The organism is Rudanella lutea DSM 19387 (assembly GCF_000383955.1).
Lineage (GTDB): Bacteria > Bacteroidota > Bacteroidia > Cytophagales > Spirosomataceae > Rudanella > Rudanella lutea.
Map to the genome: position 1 here is coordinate 4,788,911 of NZ_KB913013.1, position 20,920 is coordinate 4,809,830.

Below are 20,920 nucleotides of genomic sequence, written 5' to 3' on the forward strand. Positions count from 1 at the left end.
TAGCGTTCAAAAACCGTACCGTACTGGCGAGTTGCCCGTTTCAGGAGACGTTAGCTCAGTAACTTCCGGCGCAATACGTCAAACAGAGCTACCGTAAAGGGGCCTTTCGGCATCGACCACATTACCCGTAGGTCTTCGCCAAAGCTGGTGTCTTCGTCCAGAAACTTAAAAACCTGCGCCGGGCTGTTGTGCTCGTACAGTAGCGTAAACATATCGTCGGCGGGGTAGCGGTGCTTCTGAAGTACATTCAGAAAAATGCTGTCGTAGAGCTTGAAGCGGCTCTTGAGCCACGACTTTTGACGGAACGGTTTTCCGGTCTGAGCGAGGTTCTGCACCAGCTCCCGGAGGTAGCGCTGGGTGCGCTGAAAGGTGTAGCCCGTTGAAGCCTTGGTATGCCCGCCTGCTGTACCGATTCGGACAATATGCTCCGATGGGTTTTCCTGCGTAGATACGTCCGACATCGGAATCACACCAAACTCGGTTTCGCAGATCTGGTACGTGCCGGTGTCTAAATGCTGGGAAATGTACTGGGCCAAAGCGGCCTCGTAATCGGCATCGGTCAGCAGGGTTTCGTTGAACAGGGTAAACTCAATCAGGGCCGTCTGCGCATCGAAAGGCAGAACGTACACAAACCGGCAGTCGCCGTGCTGGGCCACCCGAAAATCCATCATCCGGGGCTGATCGACGTTGAAACAGGGCTTCTCTGTCCGAATGACCCACCCTTTGAAATGTTGCAACAGGTTGTGGTTGTCGGGGTCGTCGAGTTTGAGCGCAAAGGTGCTATCGAACACGTAGTCGGCAATGAGGGGCTCATCGTCGGCAATGACAAATCCACCCTGAGCGGTTTCTTTGATGCGGTTAATAGTAGCCTGCCTGATTTCGATATTCGGAAACCGGGACAGATGCTCCTGAATGTGGGCATAAAAATCAATACCCCGCAGCATTTTGTAGCGGTAATCGCCAATATTCAGCAAACCCGAAAGCGTAGTACCATGAAACTCGACTCGGTTCCAGTTACGAAACAGAATCGACTCAAACGGGCCCTCGCCCCGTTCCCAAAAACACCAGGTACGGTCGTTACGGTTTTTTGATTCGCGGTCGAGCAGTAAAATGGAGCGGTCGCGCAGGGGCGATTGAGTCAGGTAATAGGCCATACTCAACCCAGCCATGCCACCGCCTGCAATGATGAAGTCGTATTTTTTCATCGGGTTGATGACACACTAAAGCCCCGCCGATTGCCGACAGGGCTTTACCGTATAACTATACGTTCTGTAACTTGTTTGCGTTCTGCCGCGATGGCATCTTGTTTTGAAAGATGCCATCGCGGCAGAATAGGACCGGGGGCACCCGGCGGTTAACCCCGCCCTACACCAGCACGTGCCGTTCGGCGTGGTAGCTCGACCGTACCAACGGTCCCGACTCTACGTACTTGAGACCCCGGCGCAGGCCTTCTTCGCGGTAGCGGTCAAACTGCTCGGGCGTAATCCATTCGATCACCTCGTGGTGCATCTTGGTGGGCTGCAGGTACTGACCCAGCGTCAGGATGTCCAGTCCGTTTTCGGCCAGGTCATCCATGGCCTTGTGCACTTCGTCGGTGGTTTCGCCCAGGCCGAGCATAATGCCGGTTTTGGTGCGTTGGCCGTACTCTTTGGTCCGCCGAATCTGCTCCAGGCTACGCTCGTAGCGGGCTTGCGGCCGCACGCGCCGGTAGAGCCGCTCCACCGTTTCCATGTTGTGCGACACCACCTCCTGACCGGCCTCAATCATCCGAATGAGCGCATCCCAGTTGCTTTTTACATCAGGAATGAGCGTTTCGATGGTTGTAGTGGGCGAGGCTTCTTTCACCGCCCGCACGGTTTGGTACCAGATTTCGGCCCCGCGGTCTTTCAACTCATCGCGGTTTACGGAGGTAATCACGGCATGTTTGACTTTCATCAAAACGATGGCCTCGGCTACGCGCCGGGGTTCGTCGGTATCGTATTCGTTGGGCCGACCGGTGGCCACGGCGCAAAAGGTACAGCTCCGGGTACACACATTTCCCAGAATCATGAAGGTTGCCGTGCCGGCGCCCCAGCACTCGCCCATGTTGGGGCAGTTGCCTGATTCGCAGATGGTATGGAGCTTATAAGTATCGACAAGTTTGCGGACTTTGGCGTATTCGGGGCCAACCGGCAACTTCACGCGCAGCCAGTCGGGCCGCTTTTTGCGTTGCTCGGTGGAGGGGATAACGGGTAGTTCGATCATGGTACGACCTCGTTCGGTGTTTTTTACAGAATGCAAATCTACGGGCTAAAGTTCGGAATGCCCACCCAAAACCCCCATCTGTTGGGGCAAGCGGAATCTCTTCTCGGCGGCCTCATTTTACGGGTTTGGCTGAGCCGGCTCCACCCGCCTGAGTTCCAGCGAAACCGTCTTCTTGAAACGCGGGTCGCTACTGCTGTAAAACGACGAGCCTCCCGGCCGAATGTACGCAAAACGGAGCGTCAGTCGCATCTGATCGGCACGCCACTGATTGTCGCTGCTTTCGGTATCGTTGATATAAAAGTTGGGTGTTACGGGGTATTTGCCATCCTGCGTGGTGAAATCGAGACTGAACTGATGGTCGTTGGTCCGGTCAACGGTCCCGTTTAGCTCGTAAACTTCCCGTCCGAGTCGGCTGCTTACGGTGGCTACCCCATCGAAGGCCCGTTTGTCCTTACGACGTCGGCGCGACTTCCGGCTAGTTCGGGCCAGCCGTTCATCGTCGGTCAGGGGCACGTCGATTCGTAAGTTCAGGGTTTTTGAAACCCCGTCGGGATCGCGAAATACGCCCTGCCAGGTGCCCACCAGTAAGGGTTCGGTTTGGCTGTACGCCCACGGCTGGGTGTACTGATCGATAAATTTGCCTCCATAAAACCGGATCACCGCCCCAACTATGCCCACTACCAATGCCAGCACAAAAATTGATAAACACCCTTTCCCTTTCATACCGCTAAGTTAGTAATCCAGAGGTCTTTCCGACGCCGGTTGCTAAATCGCAGGCTGAGAAAACAAAAAGCGGAGCCCCGGCTGAGGTTCCGCTTTTCTATCCGGAAATAGTTGTTTATTTCTTTGATCCAAAAAACAAGGTAGCGTAGCCTGATGAGAAGAACGCCCGCTTATCGGCTCCGGCCATGATGGAGATAGGGCTGGGGAACAGTTCGGCCAGAAAACCGATTTCGATCCCTGTGGTATTGTTGCGGAATGCGCTCAATTCAAAATTGACAGCCGCTTTCACGTTGGCACCTGCCGTAAACTTCGACTCACCGAAGCCCCGAAACAGACCGCCCGAACCGGTGGGCAACGCCCCTGTGCCCGGTTGGCCACCCGTGCCGTAGAGTGAAGAAGCGGGCACCGTACGGGTGCGGTTGCCGCTTTCGCTGATCGTGACGTAGTAGGGCTTTACGATACCCAATGAAGGCCCAACGGCAAAGATGGCGTTGATTGAGATACCTTCGTCGGCGCTGCGTTCAAACAAAGAGATTTCGCGTCCGTACTGCGGGCGTACCACAAAGAGGTAGTTTTCTTTGCCGTACGTAAACCGTGAACCTGTAAAATTTACGGCTTGTTGCACCTCTTTCGGGTGCTTTACATTCACAATTTCTACAGCTAAGTAGCGGTACTGCGGCCGTCCCAGAAAGGTCTCAGAAAGGCGTTTGCTTTGCCGGAACGCAAAACCGCCTAAAAGCCCCGAGTTGGTGTTGGTTGTTACGCCGAAGGTGGTCACGGACTTGTATGGTTCATCTTCGGCGTCGGCGGACTGCTGCATCTGTGCATAGCTCGGCCCTGCCAGCAGCAGAGAAGAGACTAATCCTACACCTAAAAATTTGTATAAGCGTTGCATGACCGTGAGTTTCAGGAACTAAAAATAAAAAGAAAAGAGCAGTTTACAATAAAATGTCCATTTGCTTTTAGGTTAACGATGTTAACCGTTTTATGTTTGAGGGGAAACGCGATGAATTATGCCAACGATTCACATTGATTATACGGGCGATCTACGCACCGAATGCACACATGTACAGTCTGGTACACGTATCCATACCGATGCGCCTACCGACAATCAGGGTCGGGGTGAGGCCTTTTCGCCTACCGATTTGGTGGCCAACGCTTTAGGGACTTGTATTCTGACAACAATGGCCATTTTTGCCCGTCGGGATGGGATTGAACTGAAAGGGAGTTCGATGGATGTAACGAAGGTAATGAGCGCTGAGCCGCCCCGCCGGATTGCGGCTATCCAGGTCGATCTGACCCTGCGGGCCGAGAACGCCGATGGTCCTTTTATGCCCGACGACGAAACCCGCGCCCGGCTCGAACGCATTGCCCATACCTGCCCGGTGGCCATTAGTCTGCACCCTGATTTACGGCAGGAGGTGACCATTCGGTGGGCTACTGCCCAACCCGTTTGAACACTTTTGCGAATTAATTACTTAGTGGATTAGGATTTGATTAGTTAATTCTTGACGTATGAAAAAGCAAACTCGTAAACTGGAACCTCCCAGTAGCACGTACCTATTGGCGGTACTGCCGCCGTCGACGATTCAGGACGAAGTGACGGCATTTAAGCAACAGGCGCTGGAACGTTTCAAAACGGGTCATGCCCTCACGGCTCCGCCCCATATCACCTTGTTACCTCCATTTCGGAGTAGTCGAACTGATTTTTCAATTTTGCACGAATTTGCCGCTCAGCAATCGCCGATTGATATTCAGCTTAAGGGCTTCGACCGGTTCGATCAGCGGGTGATTTTTGTGGATGTTGCCCCCAATGAGTACCTGACGAGTTTACAAAAAAACCTGGAGTTGTACGCACACTATCATTTGGGGATTGAGCCGGAGTATCGGCCTTTCCGCCCGCACATGACTGTGGCATTCAAAGACCTGAAACGGCCTGCCTTCCCCGAAGCGTGGGCCTATTTTGCTGAGCAACCGTACGACCGGTCGTTTACGGCCGACGCTATATGTATGCTCAAACACAACGGCTCAACCTGGGACGTTGTGGAGCAATGGTCGCTCAGTAACAACTAGCGAGGTTGCGTTGCTCTGGGCAGCAGTAGGTCATGCCCATCCATGAAAAGCCGTCAGTCTGGGGATCAACTTCCCGGACCGACGGCTTTTTTGCAGATAGTCTTGAGCGTTATTTACTCGGCCGGGGCGCGTAAATCAAGGGTATGAAAGAGAAACAGACGCGCTACGTGATTATTCACAAAGCTATTGCCAGCGGCTGTTTGCTGATACAAATTCATGTAGCCGCCCTGCAAAATCAGGTTCTTGCGAATGGGGTACGATAACCCTACAAAAAAGCGGTTCTGGTCGAAATAGTTGTAGGTGATCTGTTTGCCTGCATTGACAAAAAGTTCGTTCTGAACCACCGCGTTCACCACGCCCGGCCGAATGGTTTTACCGGCCAGGGGCATTTGCAGGAGCAGATTGTAGCGCATTCGCCAGTTGAATCCATACCCATCGGCCAACTGATCGCCCTGCACCCGGTGGTTGAATCGCTGCTCGGCCCGTACCCACTGGGTCAGAAAGAATTTGCCAGCATGGCCCGACCACCAGATTTGCTGCCACGGACGATGTTCGGGGCGAATAACCCCACTTGGCGACAGGTACGAGCTGATGAAAGCATAACCCGCAGTCAGTCGGATATTGTCGGCTGCGTAATACGTGAGGCCCGCCCGGAGCAGCTGCTGATTCCAGCGTTGCAGAAAGTCGGTCCGGCGGAGGTGTACCTCGGCCCAAAGGCCTGTTTTGTTGGTGAGTCGGGTCTGATTCAGGTAGCCGACCCAGGCCTGTTCTTCGTCTGTAACCCGTTTCTGAACCTGCGCCTGAGCCAGAAACGAGGTGAGAAAAAACAACGTAATCAGGAATAACTGCCGCATATGGGACATGAAGTAGGGTGAACGGATAGCCAGGGCCCCAATCAAGACGATCGATTGGGGGAATCCCGCTTATTTTTGGTGAATAAGGGCGCAATATAAAACGGTATTTTAAGCTATAAAATCAATAGATTATAGCTATTAAAGTCTATCTAAAACCGGGATTATTAGGAGAATCGCCCAAAGCTGTCTAAAAGAGGGGCCGAAAGAGTAGGTTTACACCGGATTAATATCGCGCAGCCAGGGCGTAGCTCGCAGAAATTGCCAGCCAGTGAGGCAAAGGGCCATGAACAACCAACCCAAAGCCGGTATGCCAAACATAATGAGGAATAACCCGGCCAGAAACCCGCTGAACAATTGTTGCTGCCAGCGGTCAGGATTCCAGCGGGGGCGGTAGGCAAATGTGTGGAAAAACAGGAGCCAGCCGAGGCCAGTGATCCACAGCATACCCATGTAAGCCGGGCTCACTGTTATGGGCGCATAGTACAGCAGTACCGGGAGTTCGGGGAGCCAAATGAGGGCGTACGTCAGCGCGTACCGACCCAGTCGGCCCCAGGGCGAGATAGGCAGGTTGGGTAACCATCGGAGCCACGTTTGCTCAAACTCGAAAAACGCACGGCAGAGGGGCGCATGGGCCACCAGGCTCATCATCAGGCCAATCAACAAGAGTCGTTGGTCGTAGTCGTCGGTGAGGTACAGGCGGCATACCCCCATCAGGAGGCCTACTGAGGCCGCTTTAGAGAGTAGAGTAGCCACCGGCCGATGACGCCCTAAAAACGAGGGGTAAAACAGAACATATGGGATTGACCAACGCCAACGCGGCAACCGGAGTGCCCGTTCGGGGTAGGGGGTTCGGATTCGTTCGTTGAGCCCCCAGGCACTCGCGCCCACCAACAGCAGCACCACAACGACCAGCGCGGCATTGGCGGCCCAGGTCTGATGCACAAACCCGCGCTGAAGCATCCAACCCGCGTAAGCTTCTACAGGAAACAGTAAAGCAACCGATACCAGCACCCAGCTTGCCCAACGCACCGGAGGGGACAGTAGCCGGGCCGATAGCAAAAACCGTTGGGGGGGCTCACTCAGGAGTTGCCGGGCAAATACCGTGGCCCGGAGGGTGTACAGAGCCCAAAGCCCTGCCGTCAGGGCGAGTAAAAACGGCGACATTAGAATGGCGGCCATAAGCGCGTGGTGATCCTGCGCCCGCATGAAACCAAAGGCCAGATAAACAACTACACCGAGAAAACCGGCATTGCGGGTGTAGTAAGGCGCAACCAGGGTACGGAGTAAAAGAGTCATGGGAGCGGGGATGGCGCGCCTAAAAATAGTATCATTGTCGGCTGAAAGCCACAGAAAAATGACAAACGACAACCTAACCGACCCTTACGACAACCGCACGCCCGATAATCAGGACCATGCACAGGCAACATCAGGCAGTAGCCCCCTGGACCTGTTCAAACCCGCGCCCGATTATCGGGTAACCCCCATTCTACTGTGGATCAACATCGGCCTGTTTGCGTTGATGGCGCTGACGGGTGTGGATGTGATGCAACCCTCAAGCGAGGGCCTGATTCGCTGGGGAGCCAATTTTACCCCCCTCACCCTCGATGGTCAACCGTGGCGGTTGCTCACCTGCTGCTTTATTCACATCGGTATTCTGCACCTGGTGTTCAATATGTACGCGCTGATGCAGATTGGCCCGATTCTGGAGCCCTTGCTGGGGAGTGTGCAGTTTGGCGTGACGTATGTGGTCACGGGTCTGATGGGTAGCGTAGCCAGCCTCTGGTGGCACGACATTATTGTCAGCGCGGGGGCATCCGGGGCAATTTTTGGATTGTACGGCGTATTTCTGGCCTTACTCACCACCAATTGGCTACCGGCCGAAGTACGCAACGGAATGCTCAAAAGCATTGCCCTGTTTGTGGGGTTCAACCTGATGCTGGGCATGAGTGCCGGTATCGATAATGCGGCTCATATTGGTGGTCTGCTCTCGGGTTTGCTCACGGGCTACACCTACTACCTGTTCATGTTACGGGCGGGCCGCTCGGCCAACCAACCGCTCGTGCCGTTGCTGTTTCCGGCCGCTCTGGTGCTGGCCATGGCCGTGCTGGTGTACGCCTATACCGACAACCCGATGGCCAAATACGAGAAAATTATGGAGCGGTTCGGGGAGCTGGAACGGCAGGCAATGGACTCGTTTAAACTGCCGCCCAACACGCCCGCCAAAGGCGTAGCCGATGCCTTGAGCGAGCGGGGTATTCCGGCCTGGCAAGAAGCCATTCGGACCCTGCAGCAAGCCGATTCTCTGGAGCTTTCGGAGTCCCTCGACCGGCGCACAGCCTTGCTCAAAAGGTATAGTCAGTTACGCCTGAACAACTTCCAGCTCCTGCAAAAATCACTGCGCGACACTACCCATGCGTACGATACCCAGATCGAAGCCACCGAGCGGCAGATCAACGAGGTGATGAAGCAACTCAAGGCCAGCCGCTAACCAGCCGGAAGAACCGGATTGATGAGGCAGTATAAAACCGGGCCGTGATGTTTTTCTGCTAACAGGCCGGCAAATAGGAACGCTGGCCGGTAAAAACTGACTCAAACCTTTATCACTGGTCCAATGGAACATGCTCAATCTCGCCGTCGCTTTCTGGGAACGACGGCCGCTCTCGTGTCGGGAGCCATCGTAGGAAGCCAAAAACTGTTTGGGGCACCCGCCCTGATTCGGAGCCTCAGGGAGTCGAGCTCGCTCATCAACGGCGTGCAGATCGGCGTTATTACGTACTCGTACCGCGATATGCCCGATCAGAGTGCCGAGGCTACCCTCAAATATGTGCTCGACAGCGGAATCAGTGCGATTGAGCTGATGGGTGGCCCGGCCGAGTCGTTTGCGGGTGCGCCCAAAAACACGGTCGATATGCGGTCGGTGTTTCCGTTGATGCGCAAGCGTCGCGAGAATCAGACCCTCACGGACGATGAGCAAAAAACACTGACCGAAGCCGAAGCGCAAATGAAAGCCTACCGGGCCGAAGTGGCCAAATGGCGGCTGTCGGTGCCGATGAGCAAGTTTGAGCAGGTTCGGAAGATGTACAACGCGGCCGGGGTAAGCATTTATGGCTTCAAGCCCGATGCGTTTGGCATGCAAAACTCCGATGCCGAAATCGACTACGGTATGCGCGCAGCCAAGGCGCTGGGGGCCAATCAGGTGACGCTCGAACACCCGGCCAACGACGCTCACACGCTCAAGCTGGGTCAAATGGCGGCCAAACACGGGATTCGGGTGGGTTACCACGGCCACGAACAGCAAACACCTACATTCTGGGATACGGCCCTGGCACAGTCGCCGGGCAACGCCATGAACTTCGATCTAGGGCACTACATCGCGGCTGGTCAGCCCGACCCGCTGGGCCTGATTCAGCGTCGGCACGACCGCATTTCGAGCATGCACATCAAAGACCGGCAAGGACCTGCCAATGGCAAGAAAAACCTCCCCTGGGGGCAGGGCGATACGCCCCTGACGCAGGTGCTGGGCCTCATGCGCGAGCAGAAATACACGTTTCCGGCTACGGTTGAGCTGGAATACCAGATTCCGGCGGGTTCCAACGCCGTGGCGGAGGTGAAAAAATGTATGGAGTTTTGCCGGAAAATTCTGAGCTAAACCGATTGCAACTGGCCATTTTCGACCAGAAAAACCCGGTCGATGGGCAGGGCCGACTGCCCGACGTCCTGGTGTGAGGCTAACCCAAACGAAACGCCTGCGGCCTGCCGTTCGCGGATGAGGCCAAACAGGGTTTGGGCGGCCCGGTCATCGATGGTAGTTAGGGGTTCGTCGAGCAGAATCAGCGCGGGCTGACCCAGAAACGCCATCAGCAGGGCCACTTTTTTCTGCATACCGCTCGAATACGTACCAGTGGGCGTTTTCCAGTATGCATCAACGCCGAGTTGTTCGGCCAAACAGGCGACCTGTGTACGGGTCGCCTGTTTGGCTTTTGCCACAAACTGAATGATGTCGTAGGCCGACAGAAAATCGGGGAACAGGGGTTCGGCTTCGGCGTAGTTGACCCGCAAGCGGTAAGGAACCGGGTGCCGGTTGATCTCGTACTGTTCGTTCAGCCAAATCTCACCGGTAAACGGTAGCATACCGGCTATTGTCCGCAAAAACGTGCTTTTCCCCGACCCGTTGATCCCCCGAAACCAGTACGTACCCGCCGGTAACTGGAGCGATGGCACCGTCAGAATAGGCGTTTGGTGGTAGACTTTCCGAAAATTTGTAATCGTCAGCAGCATAAGATTCAACGTTACTGAGCCTGACCGGTTCCAACGGTGCGCCACCAGGCCGTTTGGGGGAGCGGTTGCCCCAGCACTACGGGCTGCCCAATTTGAGGGGTTGCAAAAGGCATCCCGGCGGCCTGTGCGCGTTTGGAGAATCGTTCAACGGGTTCGGTCCAGGCGTGGTAGGCCAGGGCAAATTTACCCCAGTGTACGGGCAGTATCGCTTTGGCGTTCAGGTCTTGCCCGGCCTGCACCACTTCTTCCGGAAACATATGGATGCTGGGCCACAACGCGTTGTACTGTCCGCATTCGAGAATAGCCAGATCAAAGGGACCATACTGCGCGCCCAATTGAGCGAAGGTTTTATCGTAGCCCGAATCGCCACCCAGAAAAAGGCGGTAGCCGGGTAGTTGCAGCACATACGACGCCCAGAGCGTGCGACCCCGCGCCAGCGACCGACCCGAAAAATGCCGCGCCGGGGTAGCTGTTAGCTGAATGCCATCCTGTACCGTAGTCGTTTCGAACCAGTCGAGCTCGGTGATTCGGTTGGCGGGTACACCCCAGTGTTCGAGGTGTGCCCCTACGCCCAGCGCAACCACAAACTGCTTCACCTTCGGAATCAGGGCCTTGATAGTCGTGTAGTCGAAGTGATCGTAGTGGTCGTGCGATAACACCAGTACATCGATGTCGGGCATGTCGGCCGGGCCGTAGGCGTCGCTCCCCGGAAACGACTTGCCAAAAAACGAAACCGGCGAGGCATTTCCACCAAAAACGGGGTCCATCAACAGCGTGAAACCGTTGTGCCGCAGCAGGTACGAAGAGTGCCCAAACCAGACGAACGTGGGTTGCGCGTCGGGCAGGGCGTTGAGGTCGGTTCGGACCGAGGGCAGCGGCTGTTTGGGTTCGTTTTCGGGCGAACGGTTCCAGTAACCACCCAGCAGTTTCAGGACATTTGACTCCTTGCTCTCCACCGAGGTTTCTTCCCGGTTCTGAAACGCATTATCCTGATAATGGGGCGACTGACGAATGCGTTCCAGACGGGTGCCCGCCGGGTCGGTACCAAAAACGGGTAGGCGTAGCAGGGCAAAAAGGGCGGCAGTCAGTAAGGCCACCACAACGAGAATAACTACCATCATGCGGGTAAATCGGCGGGTCATGGGTGGGCAACGGCAGGCACCGCCGAAGGGTTCCGGCGAGGTTGGCGGAAATGATAAACGGTTCGTTGGCCGGTAGACCGGAGGTTTGGTCTTACCACCGCACCGAAGCCCGAACCCCACCCACAAAGTTGCGCCGGGCCGATGCGTTGTAGAACCGGTTGCCAAAGGCGTTCAAATCGTACCCCAGGCTGTATTGCTGATCGAGCAGGTTGTCGCCGGTAGCAAACAGGTCAAACGTCACCGGCCCGAGCGTGCGCCGAAACCCAACCGTTGCCGTGGCAATCCGGGTGGGGTCGGCGGTGGCCGTATTGGCGTCGTTGAGCGCAAACGGGTTCAGGAACTGGTACGTCAGGAAGGCATACAACCCAAAGCGGGTGTTCAGGTCCAGGCCCGACACATTGGTGGTGGGAGCTACGCCCGGTACCCGCTTGCCCGATACGTCGGCGGTACCCTGCCGATAATCGCGGTAGCGGTAGTTGGTAAGCGTAAGGGCGTTCCAGGCTCGTAGCGATACCGGATTGCCGGGGCTGCTTTGTTTCAGAATCTGATAACTGAGCAGGGCTTCGAGGCCCCGCTGCTCGGTACGGCCCGCGTTGGTGAAGGTCTCGGCCCCGGCATCGGTCGTGCGCCGAACAATGGTTTCGCGCAGGGCAAACTGGTACGCAGCCAGATCGAATTGAAGCCGCCCGGCCAGTGCAGAGCCGCGCAGGCCCAGCTCGTAGCTCGTGCCGCGCTCCGGTGCCAGGCGTGGGTTGAACACCAGATCCGACGGCCGGATTTCCTGTAACGTGGGGGCCGAATACCCCGTGCTGATGCTGCCAAACGCCGAAATAGCATCGGTCAGTTGCTTGAGCAGGGCCACGCGGGGCAGCCATACCGGGTCGAATGCCCGACGTTGCTCATTGGCCGGGCTGTTCGAAAAGCGTGTGAATTGGTAGCGCACCTCATTGCGGCTGATTCCCGCCGTGAGCAAAAAACCAGCCGGCAACGAGCTTTCGATCTGCGCAAAACCGAGCCACTGAAGGGCCTTCAGCTCGTCGTCGGTTTGGAGGGTGTCGATTTGCCCGCGCCGGTTGCCGTAATTTCGGGAAATGGTGAAATTATGCCCAAGCTCAGCCCCGAACGTAATCACCGTCGGGACGCCCTTTTGGACCGCCTGCCAACGAGTTACGGTACGGCCACCCAGCCCCTGATCGGCTCGTCGTTCGTAATTGGTGATAAACGGGTTCCTGAAATCCGTGACGGTGGCATACAGCGCGGTGGTGTTTTGCCAGCGTTCGCTGAAGCGGTAGGTCTGCGACAAACCGAGGTAGCCTAATTTCTGGTAAATAGCCGCCTGCTGCTCGGCGCTGCCGGGCGTAGCGCGAGTAGCCGGGCGAGCCTGTCGCGGGTCGAGCCGGTACTGAGCCTCGGTAAGCCCGCCCGGTGTCTGGTAGTTAAGGTCAGAGAAAAGGCCCAGCACCGATACGGTCCGGCGCTCGCTCACCCGAAACTGACCGGTCAGCTGCACATTGTCGCGCCGGAGCGCCGAATGCGTCCGGTAGCCCGTGGCCCCCAAGTTCTGATAGCTGAGGTTGAGCGACGCGTTTTCGCGGCCTGAGGCAATCGCTACACCCCCTCCACCAAGCCCATACGAGCCCGCCAATCCATTGACCTCCACGCTCGATACACCGGGCGGGGTGGCCTGCCCCGAAAACAGCACCGCTCCGCCGGTATTGGCCCCGTACAAACTGCCCGCCGGACCTTTGAGCACTTCGGCTCCCCCCAACGCCCGCACATCGAGTGCGTTGAGAGGGGTATTGCCACCCGCGTCGGTTAGGGGCAGATCGTTCCAGTACACTTTCACGTTGCGCACCCCAAACGGCGACCGGATCAGACTCCCCCGGATAGAGAGCCGGTAGCTGCCCGGCGACCGCTCGTCGGCCCGCACGCCGGGCAGGGTGTTCAGGGCGGGCACCAGCGTGGGCGCACTAAACCGTTCGGTAAGCTCCCGGCGACTCAGCAGCCCCACGGAGGCCGCTGTCTGGAGCAATGGGCGGTTGCTTTCGTAGGCGCGCACTACCACTTCGTTGAGCCGGATAGTGTCTTGCGTGAGGGTGTACGATTGGGGGGGCGCGTCCTGCGCGAAAACGCTGCTTGCTGAAGCGACGAGAGCGACGTATAAAATTCTCATTAGGTAAGGTTACTCGAAAAAAGAAGGCCTGCCGACGGCCTGGTCACGAATGATTGGTCAGTCGGGGGCGGCAGATGCTTATTCCACAACGGCCCGAAACCCGGTTTGGTTACCAGTCATTGAAACAGAAAAAGGTTTTTTGCTAAAAAAAATGGGGACCAACATCTAAACGTCGGCTATGCTCGTACACTTCTCTTGGGCTGTGAAAGGTGACAAATGGGCCAACTTGCTTGGGGAAACTCATTTGTAAAGACGTTCAAGACCCTATCCCATGAGATGTGTGCAACGGGCTGCCTGAAGGGTAGCCCGTTTTTTTAGGCAAAAACGAGCCACAGGTTGCGTAGGCCCAGAAAGGCGGTGATTGCTACCACCAGCCCCATGGCTAGGTTTTGCCAAACGGAGTTGCGGTATTCGGCGGGTAGCAACTTACGGTTGTTAACGGCCAGCAGCAGAAAGATCGCGACAATGGGGAGCAGTAATCCGTTGGCTGCCTGCGCCAGCACAATAACCGGCACGGGTTTCACCCCCAACAGACCAAACACCAGCCCGACGCCCATCACAACGAGCCAAACAGCGCGGTAGGCCGTTGAGGTTTCGGGCCAGCCCAGCAGGCTTTTAGCGGTAACGGCAGCCGCCAGTGGAGCCGTGAGTGCCGATGTGAACCCGGCTGCAAACAGGCCAAACGCGAAGAAACTTCCTGCCCAGCTCCCCATGCGGCTGCTCAGGGTTTGGGCGACGTTTTCGAACGAGAAACTGCCCGTAACGAGCGTGCCGGCCAGCAAAATTGCCATTGATATTCCGCCCCCAATGGCCACGGCCAGCCCGATACCCCAGCGCATTTCGGCCAGTTGTTGCCCATCACCAATGCCAGATCCCAGAAAGAGGTTGTAGGGCACAATGGTGGTGCCAATCAGGCCAATCACGAGCACCAGCGACCCGTCGGGCAGGGTCGGCACCACCAGCGAGGTGAGCAGAGCGGGCGTATCGGTCACGGCCTGGGCAGCCACGTAGGCAAAGGCGATACCCATGAGCCCCACCACCATGCCCAGAAACTTGGCAATACCGCCTGTTGAGCCAGCCCAAAGCAAGGCCGTACTTACCACGCCCACGGCTATGGTAAGCACCCAGGCGGGTAGGTGAGTGAGCAACGCCAGTCCGGCTACGGCACCCAGAATATTGCCCGCCTGATACGCTGCGCACCCAAGAGACACAGCCCCGAACAGAAACAGGGGAAGGGCTTTCGACCGAAGACCGTACGTGTCTGAGATGATTTCGCCTAAGCTGCGGCCCGAAGCAATGGTGATGCGGGCGGCTGCCTCCTGCAATAAAATAGTGCCGAGCGTGCTGAACGTGAGCGCCCAGAGCAGCGAGAATCCGTACTGCGACCCCGCCATCGAACAGGTGGTGACGGTACCGGGGCCAATAAAAGCCGCCGAAATAACCGACCAGAACAGAACACTGCCTAAGCCGGCGCGAAAGGATAAAGATTTGGGCATTCCTGACTGTTTAGGGTTTACGGTTGGCAAAATGTACAATCAGTGAGAATCCGCTAAGTCCGTGTTCCATTTATAGCAAAACGAATTGGCACGCAGATGACACAGATTGAGCCGATTTTCACGGATTAAGTACTCAGGCAAAAGCAAATTGAATTATCCGTGCCAGGCATTTTTGTCATCACAGCGGCAGGGCCAACATCGTTTGCCCCGTCGGGGCTGTCTGTCAATAGTTCAGGTCAGATACCGACCCGGTTTTACCCCGTCAGGGGTTTTCCGATGACAAACTAACGTTTAACCTAATTCTGCTTGATTACCTAATAATCAAGCAGAAGTCTCTGTATTGGACATTGTTTGCCACGGGTGGGTTGTTGATTGTGTATGTATGATGGTTGTGTTTTAACCAAAAACAACAAACCAAGAACGATAAACTCAAAAACTACCCCAATCCGGCAAATACCTCGCGGGCGTAGCGCAGGTCTTGTCGGTGCGCGTCAACGGCGCTGAGGGTATGCGGAGTTTGGGCCTCAAGACATTGTTCGAGAACTAAGTGAGGGCGTACACGCAGGGCTTTCAGGTCGTGGGTGAGCCGCCGGTAGTCGATATCGCCGTCGGTGAAGGTTTCCTGCCAGATTCCCCCTTTCGACTGCCGGATGTGTAGCTCTACAATACGGCTCCCAAACTGTTTGACAATATCGAACAACGCCACCTGCGAGTTGCCCGTGCCTCGGTACACCCAGTGGGCGTCGAGGCAAAAGGCCACATGGCGCGGGTTGGTGTGGAGCATCATGTGGTAAAACTCGCGGGCCCCCGCCCGAAACTCAGGGTCGTGGGTGTGGTAGGCGAGCGTGAGCCCCCGGTCGCGGAGGGCAGCCCCGAGCCGGTCGAGGTTGCGGGCCTGTTCGGTGAGTTGCGCGTCGGTTTTGTTGTCGGCACTGCCCCACTTGAGTGGGTTTGGGTTGGTGACTACAATACGGGTGCCGAGGGCCTTGGCGGCTTCGGCAATGGCTACAGCCTTCTGGATAGAAGCGGGGGCGTCGGCAGCTTCGTGCAGCGAGCTGTTGACATAAATGGACCGCATCAGGAGGCTGTACCGACGTAAGTATGGAGCCAGTTTGGCCACCTCGTCGGGTGTGTTCAGGCTGGGCTCATAGTCGGTCAGGCCCGAGGCCACGTACTCTGTCAGCGACGCGTCAGGATCGGCCATCCAGACCTTTTTGTCGCGGTTGTAAAACGTGTTCCAGGTGTATGAATTACACGACAGATGGGGCACAGCGGGTGCGCCAAAGGAGGCTTGGCCCGGTAAAAGGGCGGCTCCGGCCAGACCCGAAAGGGTTTTCAGAAACGCTCGGCGAGGGGTAGGCATAGGGCAAATGGGTGCGCAGGTCTACCCGTAGAAACCAAAAAACACCCGGCGTCTAACCGGGTGTTGGGGTAAATGTGGGTTAATGCGAGTCTACGACAGGTATTTCCGCAGCATCCACGCCATTTTTTCGTGTTCTTCCATCAGGCCCGTCAGGAAATCTGCCGTACCGGCATCTTCGAGTTCTTCGTCGGTCGTTTTCACGTCGTCGCGCAGTTCGCGGGTCACCTGCTCGTGGTCGGCCAGCAGGCGCTCAAACATATCGCGGGTTTTCACTTCGCCCGACTTATCTTCTTCCAGACTGGTTTCTTTCACGAAGTCGGCCATGGTCGAGAGGGGCTTGCCACCCAGCATCCGAATACGCTCGGCCACCTCGTCGATCATTTCTTCCATCTGCTTGTACTGCTCTTCAAAAAACTCGTGGTATTCCTTGAAGCTTGGGCCCGCGACATTCCAGTGGTATTTGCGGGTTTTAATGTACAGCACATGCAGGTCGGCCAGGTACGCGTTGAGCAGTTCGTTGTCTTTTTTCAGAACGTCTTTGCTAAGACCGATGTTGGGCTGAATGTTTTTAACGCCTTGTTCTTTGGTCTCCGGTTTGTTCAGATCGGTAGTCATAACATGAGTATGTAAGATTCAACAGGTAGAACCGGGCCGGGTAAAAATTGTTGCGCGACTTTAGCACACGCCCCGGTCGTTGCCGCCCATGCCGCCCCCGCCGGGTGTTTCGATTCGGATCCGCTCACCGGCGTGCATGGCCCGTGTAAAAATGCCCGGCAATTCGGTCGGTTCGCCGTCGGCGCTCACCAGCCATTGCCGCCCCACCTGCCCCGGCTCACCGCCGTTCAGGCCGTAGGGGGCCACCTGCCGGTGTTGGCTCAGCAGTGTAGCCTGTACGGGTTGCAGAAACTCGATTTCGCGCGTGATGCCGTCGCCCCCGCGCCAGGTGCCTGCCCCGCCCGAGTGCGCCCGTATGCCAAACGCCCGCAGCCGAACCGGGTAACGCCGTTCGAGCTCTTCGGGGTCAGTGAGTTTGGTGTTGGTCATGTGCTGATGCACCGCCGACCGCCCGTGGGCGCCTACGGTGGCCCCGGTGCCTCCACCAATGGTTTCGTAATAGCCAAAATCGGCCCCGCCAAACAGAAAATTGTTCATGGTGCCGTAGCTACAGGCCGCCAGCCCAAGGGCCTTGAGCAAGGTGTCCACCAGCCGCTGACTCACTTCGGTGTTGCCGCCTACAACGGCCGGGGCCGGTTCCGACAGGTCGGCTGGGAAACGCGGATTCAGAAACGACGATTCGGGGAGGGTAAACCGTACGGGGGCCATCAGGCCTTCGTTGAGGGGCATATCTTCGTTGCACCAGAGCCGGAGTACGTACAGCACGGCACTGTGCAGGATGGACAGGTTGGCGTTGAGGTTGTACGGGTGCACGGCCGAGGTGCCCCGGAAGTCAAATTCGATTGCTCCGTTCTGCACCCGAATTCCCACCCGGATCTGATGCCCGTCGTCGAGGGTTTCGGTGGCCTCGAAAATGGCCCCTTCGTGTTGCGTAAGTACCCGCGCCATGCGCTCCGTAGCCGACTGTTTCAGCCGTTCCATGTATCGGTGAACGGTAGGCAACCCGTACGCCCGTACCAGACTGAGCAGGGCCGTTTCGCCCGCCCGGAGCGAGGCCAGGGCGGCTTCAATGTCGGCCCGGTTTTCGGCAAGCGACCGGGTGGGGTAGGGGGCCTCCGTAAAGCGGCTTTTCACCCCCCGCTGCCCGGTAGCGTCGTCCCAGAGCCACTCGCCCCGGCGCATCAGGTATTGAGGTTCCAGCACCACGCCCTCTTCGGAGAGGGTAGTGGCATCGGGCGGCATAGAACCGGGTACTTTACCGCCAATTTCGGCGTGGTGTGCCCGGTTTATGACATAGCCAACCAGCAGGGGTTCGGGGGCATCGGCGGTTGGTTCGGTAAACACACCCTGAATCAGCGTTACGTCGGGCAGGTGCGAGCCGCCAAAGCGGGGGTGGTTGGTGATGATTACGTCGCCCGGCTCCAGCGGCAGTTGCTCCAGACACAGGCGGGCGCACACGCCCAGACTCCCAAGGTGCACGGGTATGTGTGGGGCATTAGCGACGAGTTGGGCGCGTGGGTCGAGCAGGGCGCAGGAGAAGTCGAGCCGCTCTTTTACGTTGGTCGAAAAGGCCGTTCGCTGTAATTGCGTGCCCATTTCTTCGGCAATGCTCATAAACCGGCGGGTAAACAGCTCCAGCTGAATGGCCTCCACATCGGTTTCGGTGGCCGTGTCGGTCTGGTCCGGCCGTTCGTCGAAAAGTGCCACCGCGTCGCGGTTGGGTTGGAGGGTAAGCTGCCAGCCCGGTTCGATGAATACCGACGAGGTGGTGTTGAGCAGCAGGGCCGGGCCCGCGAAGCTGTCGCCCGGTTGCAGGGCTGCCCAGTCGTAAGCAGGGTATGGGCCGGTCTGGAAAGCCGGTTGGGCCGGTCGGGGTGCGGGCGGGGCCTGAGCGGGTTCGGGCAGGGGAACTGCTGTAGCGACCTGTACCCGGATGCTCTCGACCTCAACGGCCCGGCCGGCCGGGTAGTGTCCGTACCGATGCTCGTAGGCTGCCCGGAACGCGTCGGCCAGGTGCTCAGTATGAGAGTATCGAACGTCTACGGTTGATTCCTGCCCCTGCAACCGCATGAACACCCGCACGGCCGTGATCTCAATCCCCAACTCCGCACCCACGTCGGCCTGAAGGGCCGTGGTGGCTTGCTCGGTCAGGACTTCGATTCGGTCGGGGAGTTCGGGCAAAACTTCGTTTAGCGGTTTCAGAATGGCCTGTGCGGTCATGCGTTCGCTGCGTGCCTGCCCAATTCCGTAGGCACTCAACAAGCCTCCGTCGAAGGGCAAAACGAGCCGTTTCATACCCAGTAGCCGGGCCACCGAGCAGCCATGCAGGCCCCCGGCTCCGCCAAATACCAGAAGACTGTACTCGGCCGGATCGAAGCCGCGCGCAACGGAGATGGTACGGATAGCTCCGGCCATAGCTTCGTCGGCAATGCGGGCAAAACCAGCCAGAATGGCCTCGGCGGGTGCGTTGGCCTGTTGGCTGACGGCATCGAGGGCGGCCTGTGCCTTTTCCGGAAAAATCGGGATGCCGAACTGAGCCGGGTGCAGCCGCCCGAGCAACAGGTTGACGTCGGTGATGGTGAGTAAACCAACCTCACCCGGCCCCGACGCACCGTAACAGGCCGGGCCGGGGTTGGCCCCGGCGCTGTGCGGCCCTACGCGTAAACGGCCCTGGGTTTGGTCGTACCAGCAAACTGACCCGCCCCCGGCTGCTACCGTTTCGATAGCCAATGAGGGCAATTGCAGTTCAAACGGGCCAATCTGGGTCGAAAATCGGTAGTCGGGTATGCCAGTGCCATGTTGAATCTGGATGCGGGCTACATCGGTACTGGTGCCGCCCATATCGAGCGTAAGTACTCCGCTGCCCGTGTTGTGTGGTTCGGTTAGGGCCGCCCGCGATAGGGCGGCTCCTACCTGCCCGGCTCCGATAACACCCCCGGCCGGGCCACTCAGCAGGCTGTCTTTCGGCCGAAACAGATCGGCCCGCACCAAACCACCCGCACTGCTCATGATGCGGAGCGTAGCCGCCGGGCCCAGCTGAGTTTGTACGTTGGTAAGGTACGCGTGCAAAACCGGTGTTAGGTAGGCATCGGCCACGGCGGTTTGCGTGCGGGCTACGTAGCCGGGTGCCGCCGATACCTCGGTAGAACAGGTGATGTGCGAAAAGCCGGCTCGTTGCAAAGCTTCCCGGATATGGTTTTCGTGGGCGGGATTGCGGTACGCGTTAAGCAGCGAAATGGCAATGGCGTCGGGGTTTTGTTGCCGGAGTTCATCGATTAAGGTCGAGAGGGCGCTTTCGGCAAGGGGGGTAATCACCGCGCCATCAGCCCCGAGCCGTTCATCCACTTCCAGAACCGACTCGTAAAGCACCTCGGCGGGAGGAATGGCCAGTTGAAACAGGTTGGGGCGTTGCTGGGTGCCAATCAGGAGCAAATCGCGGAAGCCACGCGTTACGAGCAGGGCTACCCGACCACCCTTGCGTTCGAGCAGAGCATTGGTTCCTTTAGTGGTGCCCAGCCGCATTTCGAGTGGAGGAAAGGGCCTGTCGAGCGGGGTTTCGGTCAGGAGTCGGGCGGCCAAAACGGGGGCTTCTTCGCCGGTAAATAGTTCGACAGTTGTTCCGGTAGGTAGGGTTGGGTTGCCTGCCGGTTCAGACGTAGGGTCTAGCTGAAGATGCCCCTCCGTACTGAGCGACCGGACGCGGTAGGTCTCGCCCGTACCGACAATCCGCAGGGTGTAGCCCGCAAAAATAGGGGCGTTGAGCCACGGTGCCCGCAACCGCCCGTCGGTGTCGAGTTGGCCACGGAGTCGGCTGCTGCTAAGTACTTTGGTGCGGTGCAAAGGGCCCTCAGGCGAGCGGGCAATGCCGTCGGTGAAAGTGCCGCCGGTGTCGATCCAGATTTGCCAGGTTGGAGTCATACGCAAAAACAACGGGTGCTGGTTTCAGAACCTTTGTCCCA

17 protein-coding genes are annotated in these 20,920 nt (G+C 57.5%); 4 read left to right on the plus strand and 13 right to left on the minus strand.

Annotated features, from left to right (window positions below; translation table 11 throughout):
• Window positions 1-50: 50 nt before the first annotated feature.
• The 4 genes from RUDLU_RS0119825 to RUDLU_RS0119840 form a co-directional block, all read right to left on the minus strand.
• The gene (locus RUDLU_RS0119825; protein ID WP_019990168.1) at window positions 51-1,205 is read right to left on the minus strand and encodes a lycopene cyclase family protein; all 1,155 of its coding nucleotides are present in this window, start codon (window positions 1,203-1,205) and stop codon (window positions 51-53) included.
• Window positions 1,206-1,365: 160 nt separating this feature from the next.
• Window positions 1,366-2,244 carry a lipoyl synthase gene (lipA, locus tag RUDLU_RS0119830; RefSeq protein WP_019990169.1) on the minus strand — a complete coding sequence of 293 codons (879 nt, stop codon included), beginning with the start codon at window positions 2,242-2,244 and terminating at the stop codon, window positions 1,366-1,368.
• Window positions 2,245-2,361: 117 nt separating this feature from the next.
• Window positions 2,362-2,967, minus strand: a complete 606-nt coding sequence (locus tag RUDLU_RS0119835) for a hypothetical protein (RefSeq protein ID WP_019990170.1) — start codon at window positions 2,965-2,967, stop codon at window positions 2,362-2,364.
• Window positions 2,968-3,082: 115 nt separating this feature from the next.
• The gene (locus tag RUDLU_RS0119840) at window positions 3,083-3,862 is read right to left on the minus strand and encodes a hypothetical protein (protein ID WP_019990171.1); all 780 of its coding nucleotides are present in this window, start codon (window positions 3,860-3,862) and stop codon (window positions 3,083-3,085) included.
• A 118-nt stretch (window positions 3,863-3,980) separates the two neighbouring features.
• On the opposite strand from RUDLU_RS0119840, the gene RUDLU_RS0119845 reads away from it, so the two are divergent.
• On the plus strand, window positions 3,981-4,424 hold the full coding sequence (locus RUDLU_RS0119845) for an OsmC family protein (RefSeq protein ID WP_019990172.1): 444 nt from the start codon (window positions 3,981-3,983) through the stop codon (window positions 4,422-4,424).
• A gap of 58 nt (window positions 4,425-4,482) precedes the next feature.
• The gene (locus RUDLU_RS0119850; RefSeq protein ID WP_044129574.1) at window positions 4,483-5,040 is read left to right on the plus strand and encodes a 2'-5' RNA ligase family protein; all 558 of its coding nucleotides are present in this window, start codon (window positions 4,483-4,485) and stop codon (window positions 5,038-5,040) included.
• A gap of 113 nt (window positions 5,041-5,153) precedes the next feature.
• On the opposite strand, the gene RUDLU_RS0119855 is transcribed toward RUDLU_RS0119850, so the two are convergent.
• Together RUDLU_RS0119855 and RUDLU_RS0119860 are read right to left on the minus strand one after the other, a co-directional pair.
• Entirely contained in the window at window positions 5,154-5,894 is a 741-nt protein-coding gene (locus tag RUDLU_RS0119855) for a DUF2490 domain-containing protein (RefSeq protein WP_027303226.1), read from the minus strand.
• Window positions 5,895-6,107: 213 nt separating this feature from the next.
• The gene (locus RUDLU_RS0119860) at window positions 6,108-7,190 is read right to left on the minus strand and encodes a hypothetical protein (protein WP_019990175.1); all 1,083 of its coding nucleotides are present in this window, start codon (window positions 7,188-7,190) and stop codon (window positions 6,108-6,110) included.
• 58 nt (window positions 7,191-7,248) lie between these two features.
• Here RUDLU_RS0119860 and RUDLU_RS0119865 point away from each other — a divergent pair, with 58 nt between their 5' ends.
• Both RUDLU_RS0119865 and RUDLU_RS0119870 read left to right on the plus strand, forming a co-directional pair.
• On the plus strand, window positions 7,249-8,382 hold the full coding sequence (locus RUDLU_RS0119865; protein WP_019990176.1) for a rhomboid family intramembrane serine protease: 1,134 nt from the start codon (window positions 7,249-7,251) through the stop codon (window positions 8,380-8,382).
• 123 nt (window positions 8,383-8,505) lie between these two features.
• A complete protein-coding gene (locus RUDLU_RS0119870) occupies window positions 8,506-9,543 on the plus strand; it encodes a sugar phosphate isomerase/epimerase family protein (protein WP_019990177.1) in 1,038 nt (345 codons plus the stop codon).
• Here RUDLU_RS0119870 and RUDLU_RS0119875 read toward each other — a convergent pair.
• The 7 genes from RUDLU_RS0119875 to RUDLU_RS0119910 all read right to left on the minus strand — a co-directional run bounded on the left by RUDLU_RS0119875 (window position 9,540) and on the right by RUDLU_RS0119910 (window position 20,879).
• Window positions 9,540-10,172 carry an ABC transporter ATP-binding protein gene (locus RUDLU_RS0119875; RefSeq protein ID WP_019990178.1) on the minus strand — a complete coding sequence of 211 codons (633 nt, stop codon included), beginning with the start codon at window positions 10,170-10,172 and terminating at the stop codon, window positions 9,540-9,542. The two genes, RUDLU_RS0119870 and RUDLU_RS0119875, sit on opposite strands and share 4 nt — an antisense overlap.
• 11 nt (window positions 10,173-10,183) lie before the next feature.
• Window positions 10,184-11,314 carry an MBL fold metallo-hydrolase gene (locus tag RUDLU_RS0119880; protein WP_019990179.1) on the minus strand — a complete coding sequence of 377 codons (1,131 nt, stop codon included), beginning with the start codon at window positions 11,312-11,314 and terminating at the stop codon, window positions 10,184-10,186.
• A 91-nt stretch (window positions 11,315-11,405) separates the two neighbouring features.
• Entirely contained in the window at window positions 11,406-13,487 is a 2,082-nt protein-coding gene (locus RUDLU_RS0119885; RefSeq protein ID WP_019990180.1) for a TonB-dependent receptor, read from the minus strand.
• Between the two features lie 314 nt (window positions 13,488-13,801).
• A complete protein-coding gene (locus RUDLU_RS0119895) occupies window positions 13,802-14,983 on the minus strand; it encodes an Nramp family divalent metal transporter (protein ID WP_019990182.1) in 1,182 nt (393 codons plus the stop codon).
• 436 nt (window positions 14,984-15,419) lie between these two features.
• Complete coding sequence (locus RUDLU_RS0119900; RefSeq protein ID WP_019990183.1) at window positions 15,420-16,346, minus strand: sugar phosphate isomerase/epimerase family protein; 927 nt, start codon at window positions 16,344-16,346, stop codon at window positions 15,420-15,422.
• A 90-nt stretch (window positions 16,347-16,436) separates the two neighbouring features.
• Window positions 16,437-16,961: a Dps family protein gene (locus RUDLU_RS0119905; RefSeq protein WP_019990184.1), complete on the minus strand. Its 525-nt coding sequence runs from the start codon at window positions 16,959-16,961 to the stop codon at window positions 16,437-16,439.
• Window positions 16,962-17,021: 60 nt separating this feature from the next.
• Entirely contained in the window at window positions 17,022-20,879 is a 3,858-nt protein-coding gene (locus RUDLU_RS0119910; RefSeq protein WP_019990185.1) for a hydantoinase B/oxoprolinase family protein, read from the minus strand.
• Between the last annotated feature and the right edge of the window lie 41 nt (window positions 20,880-20,920).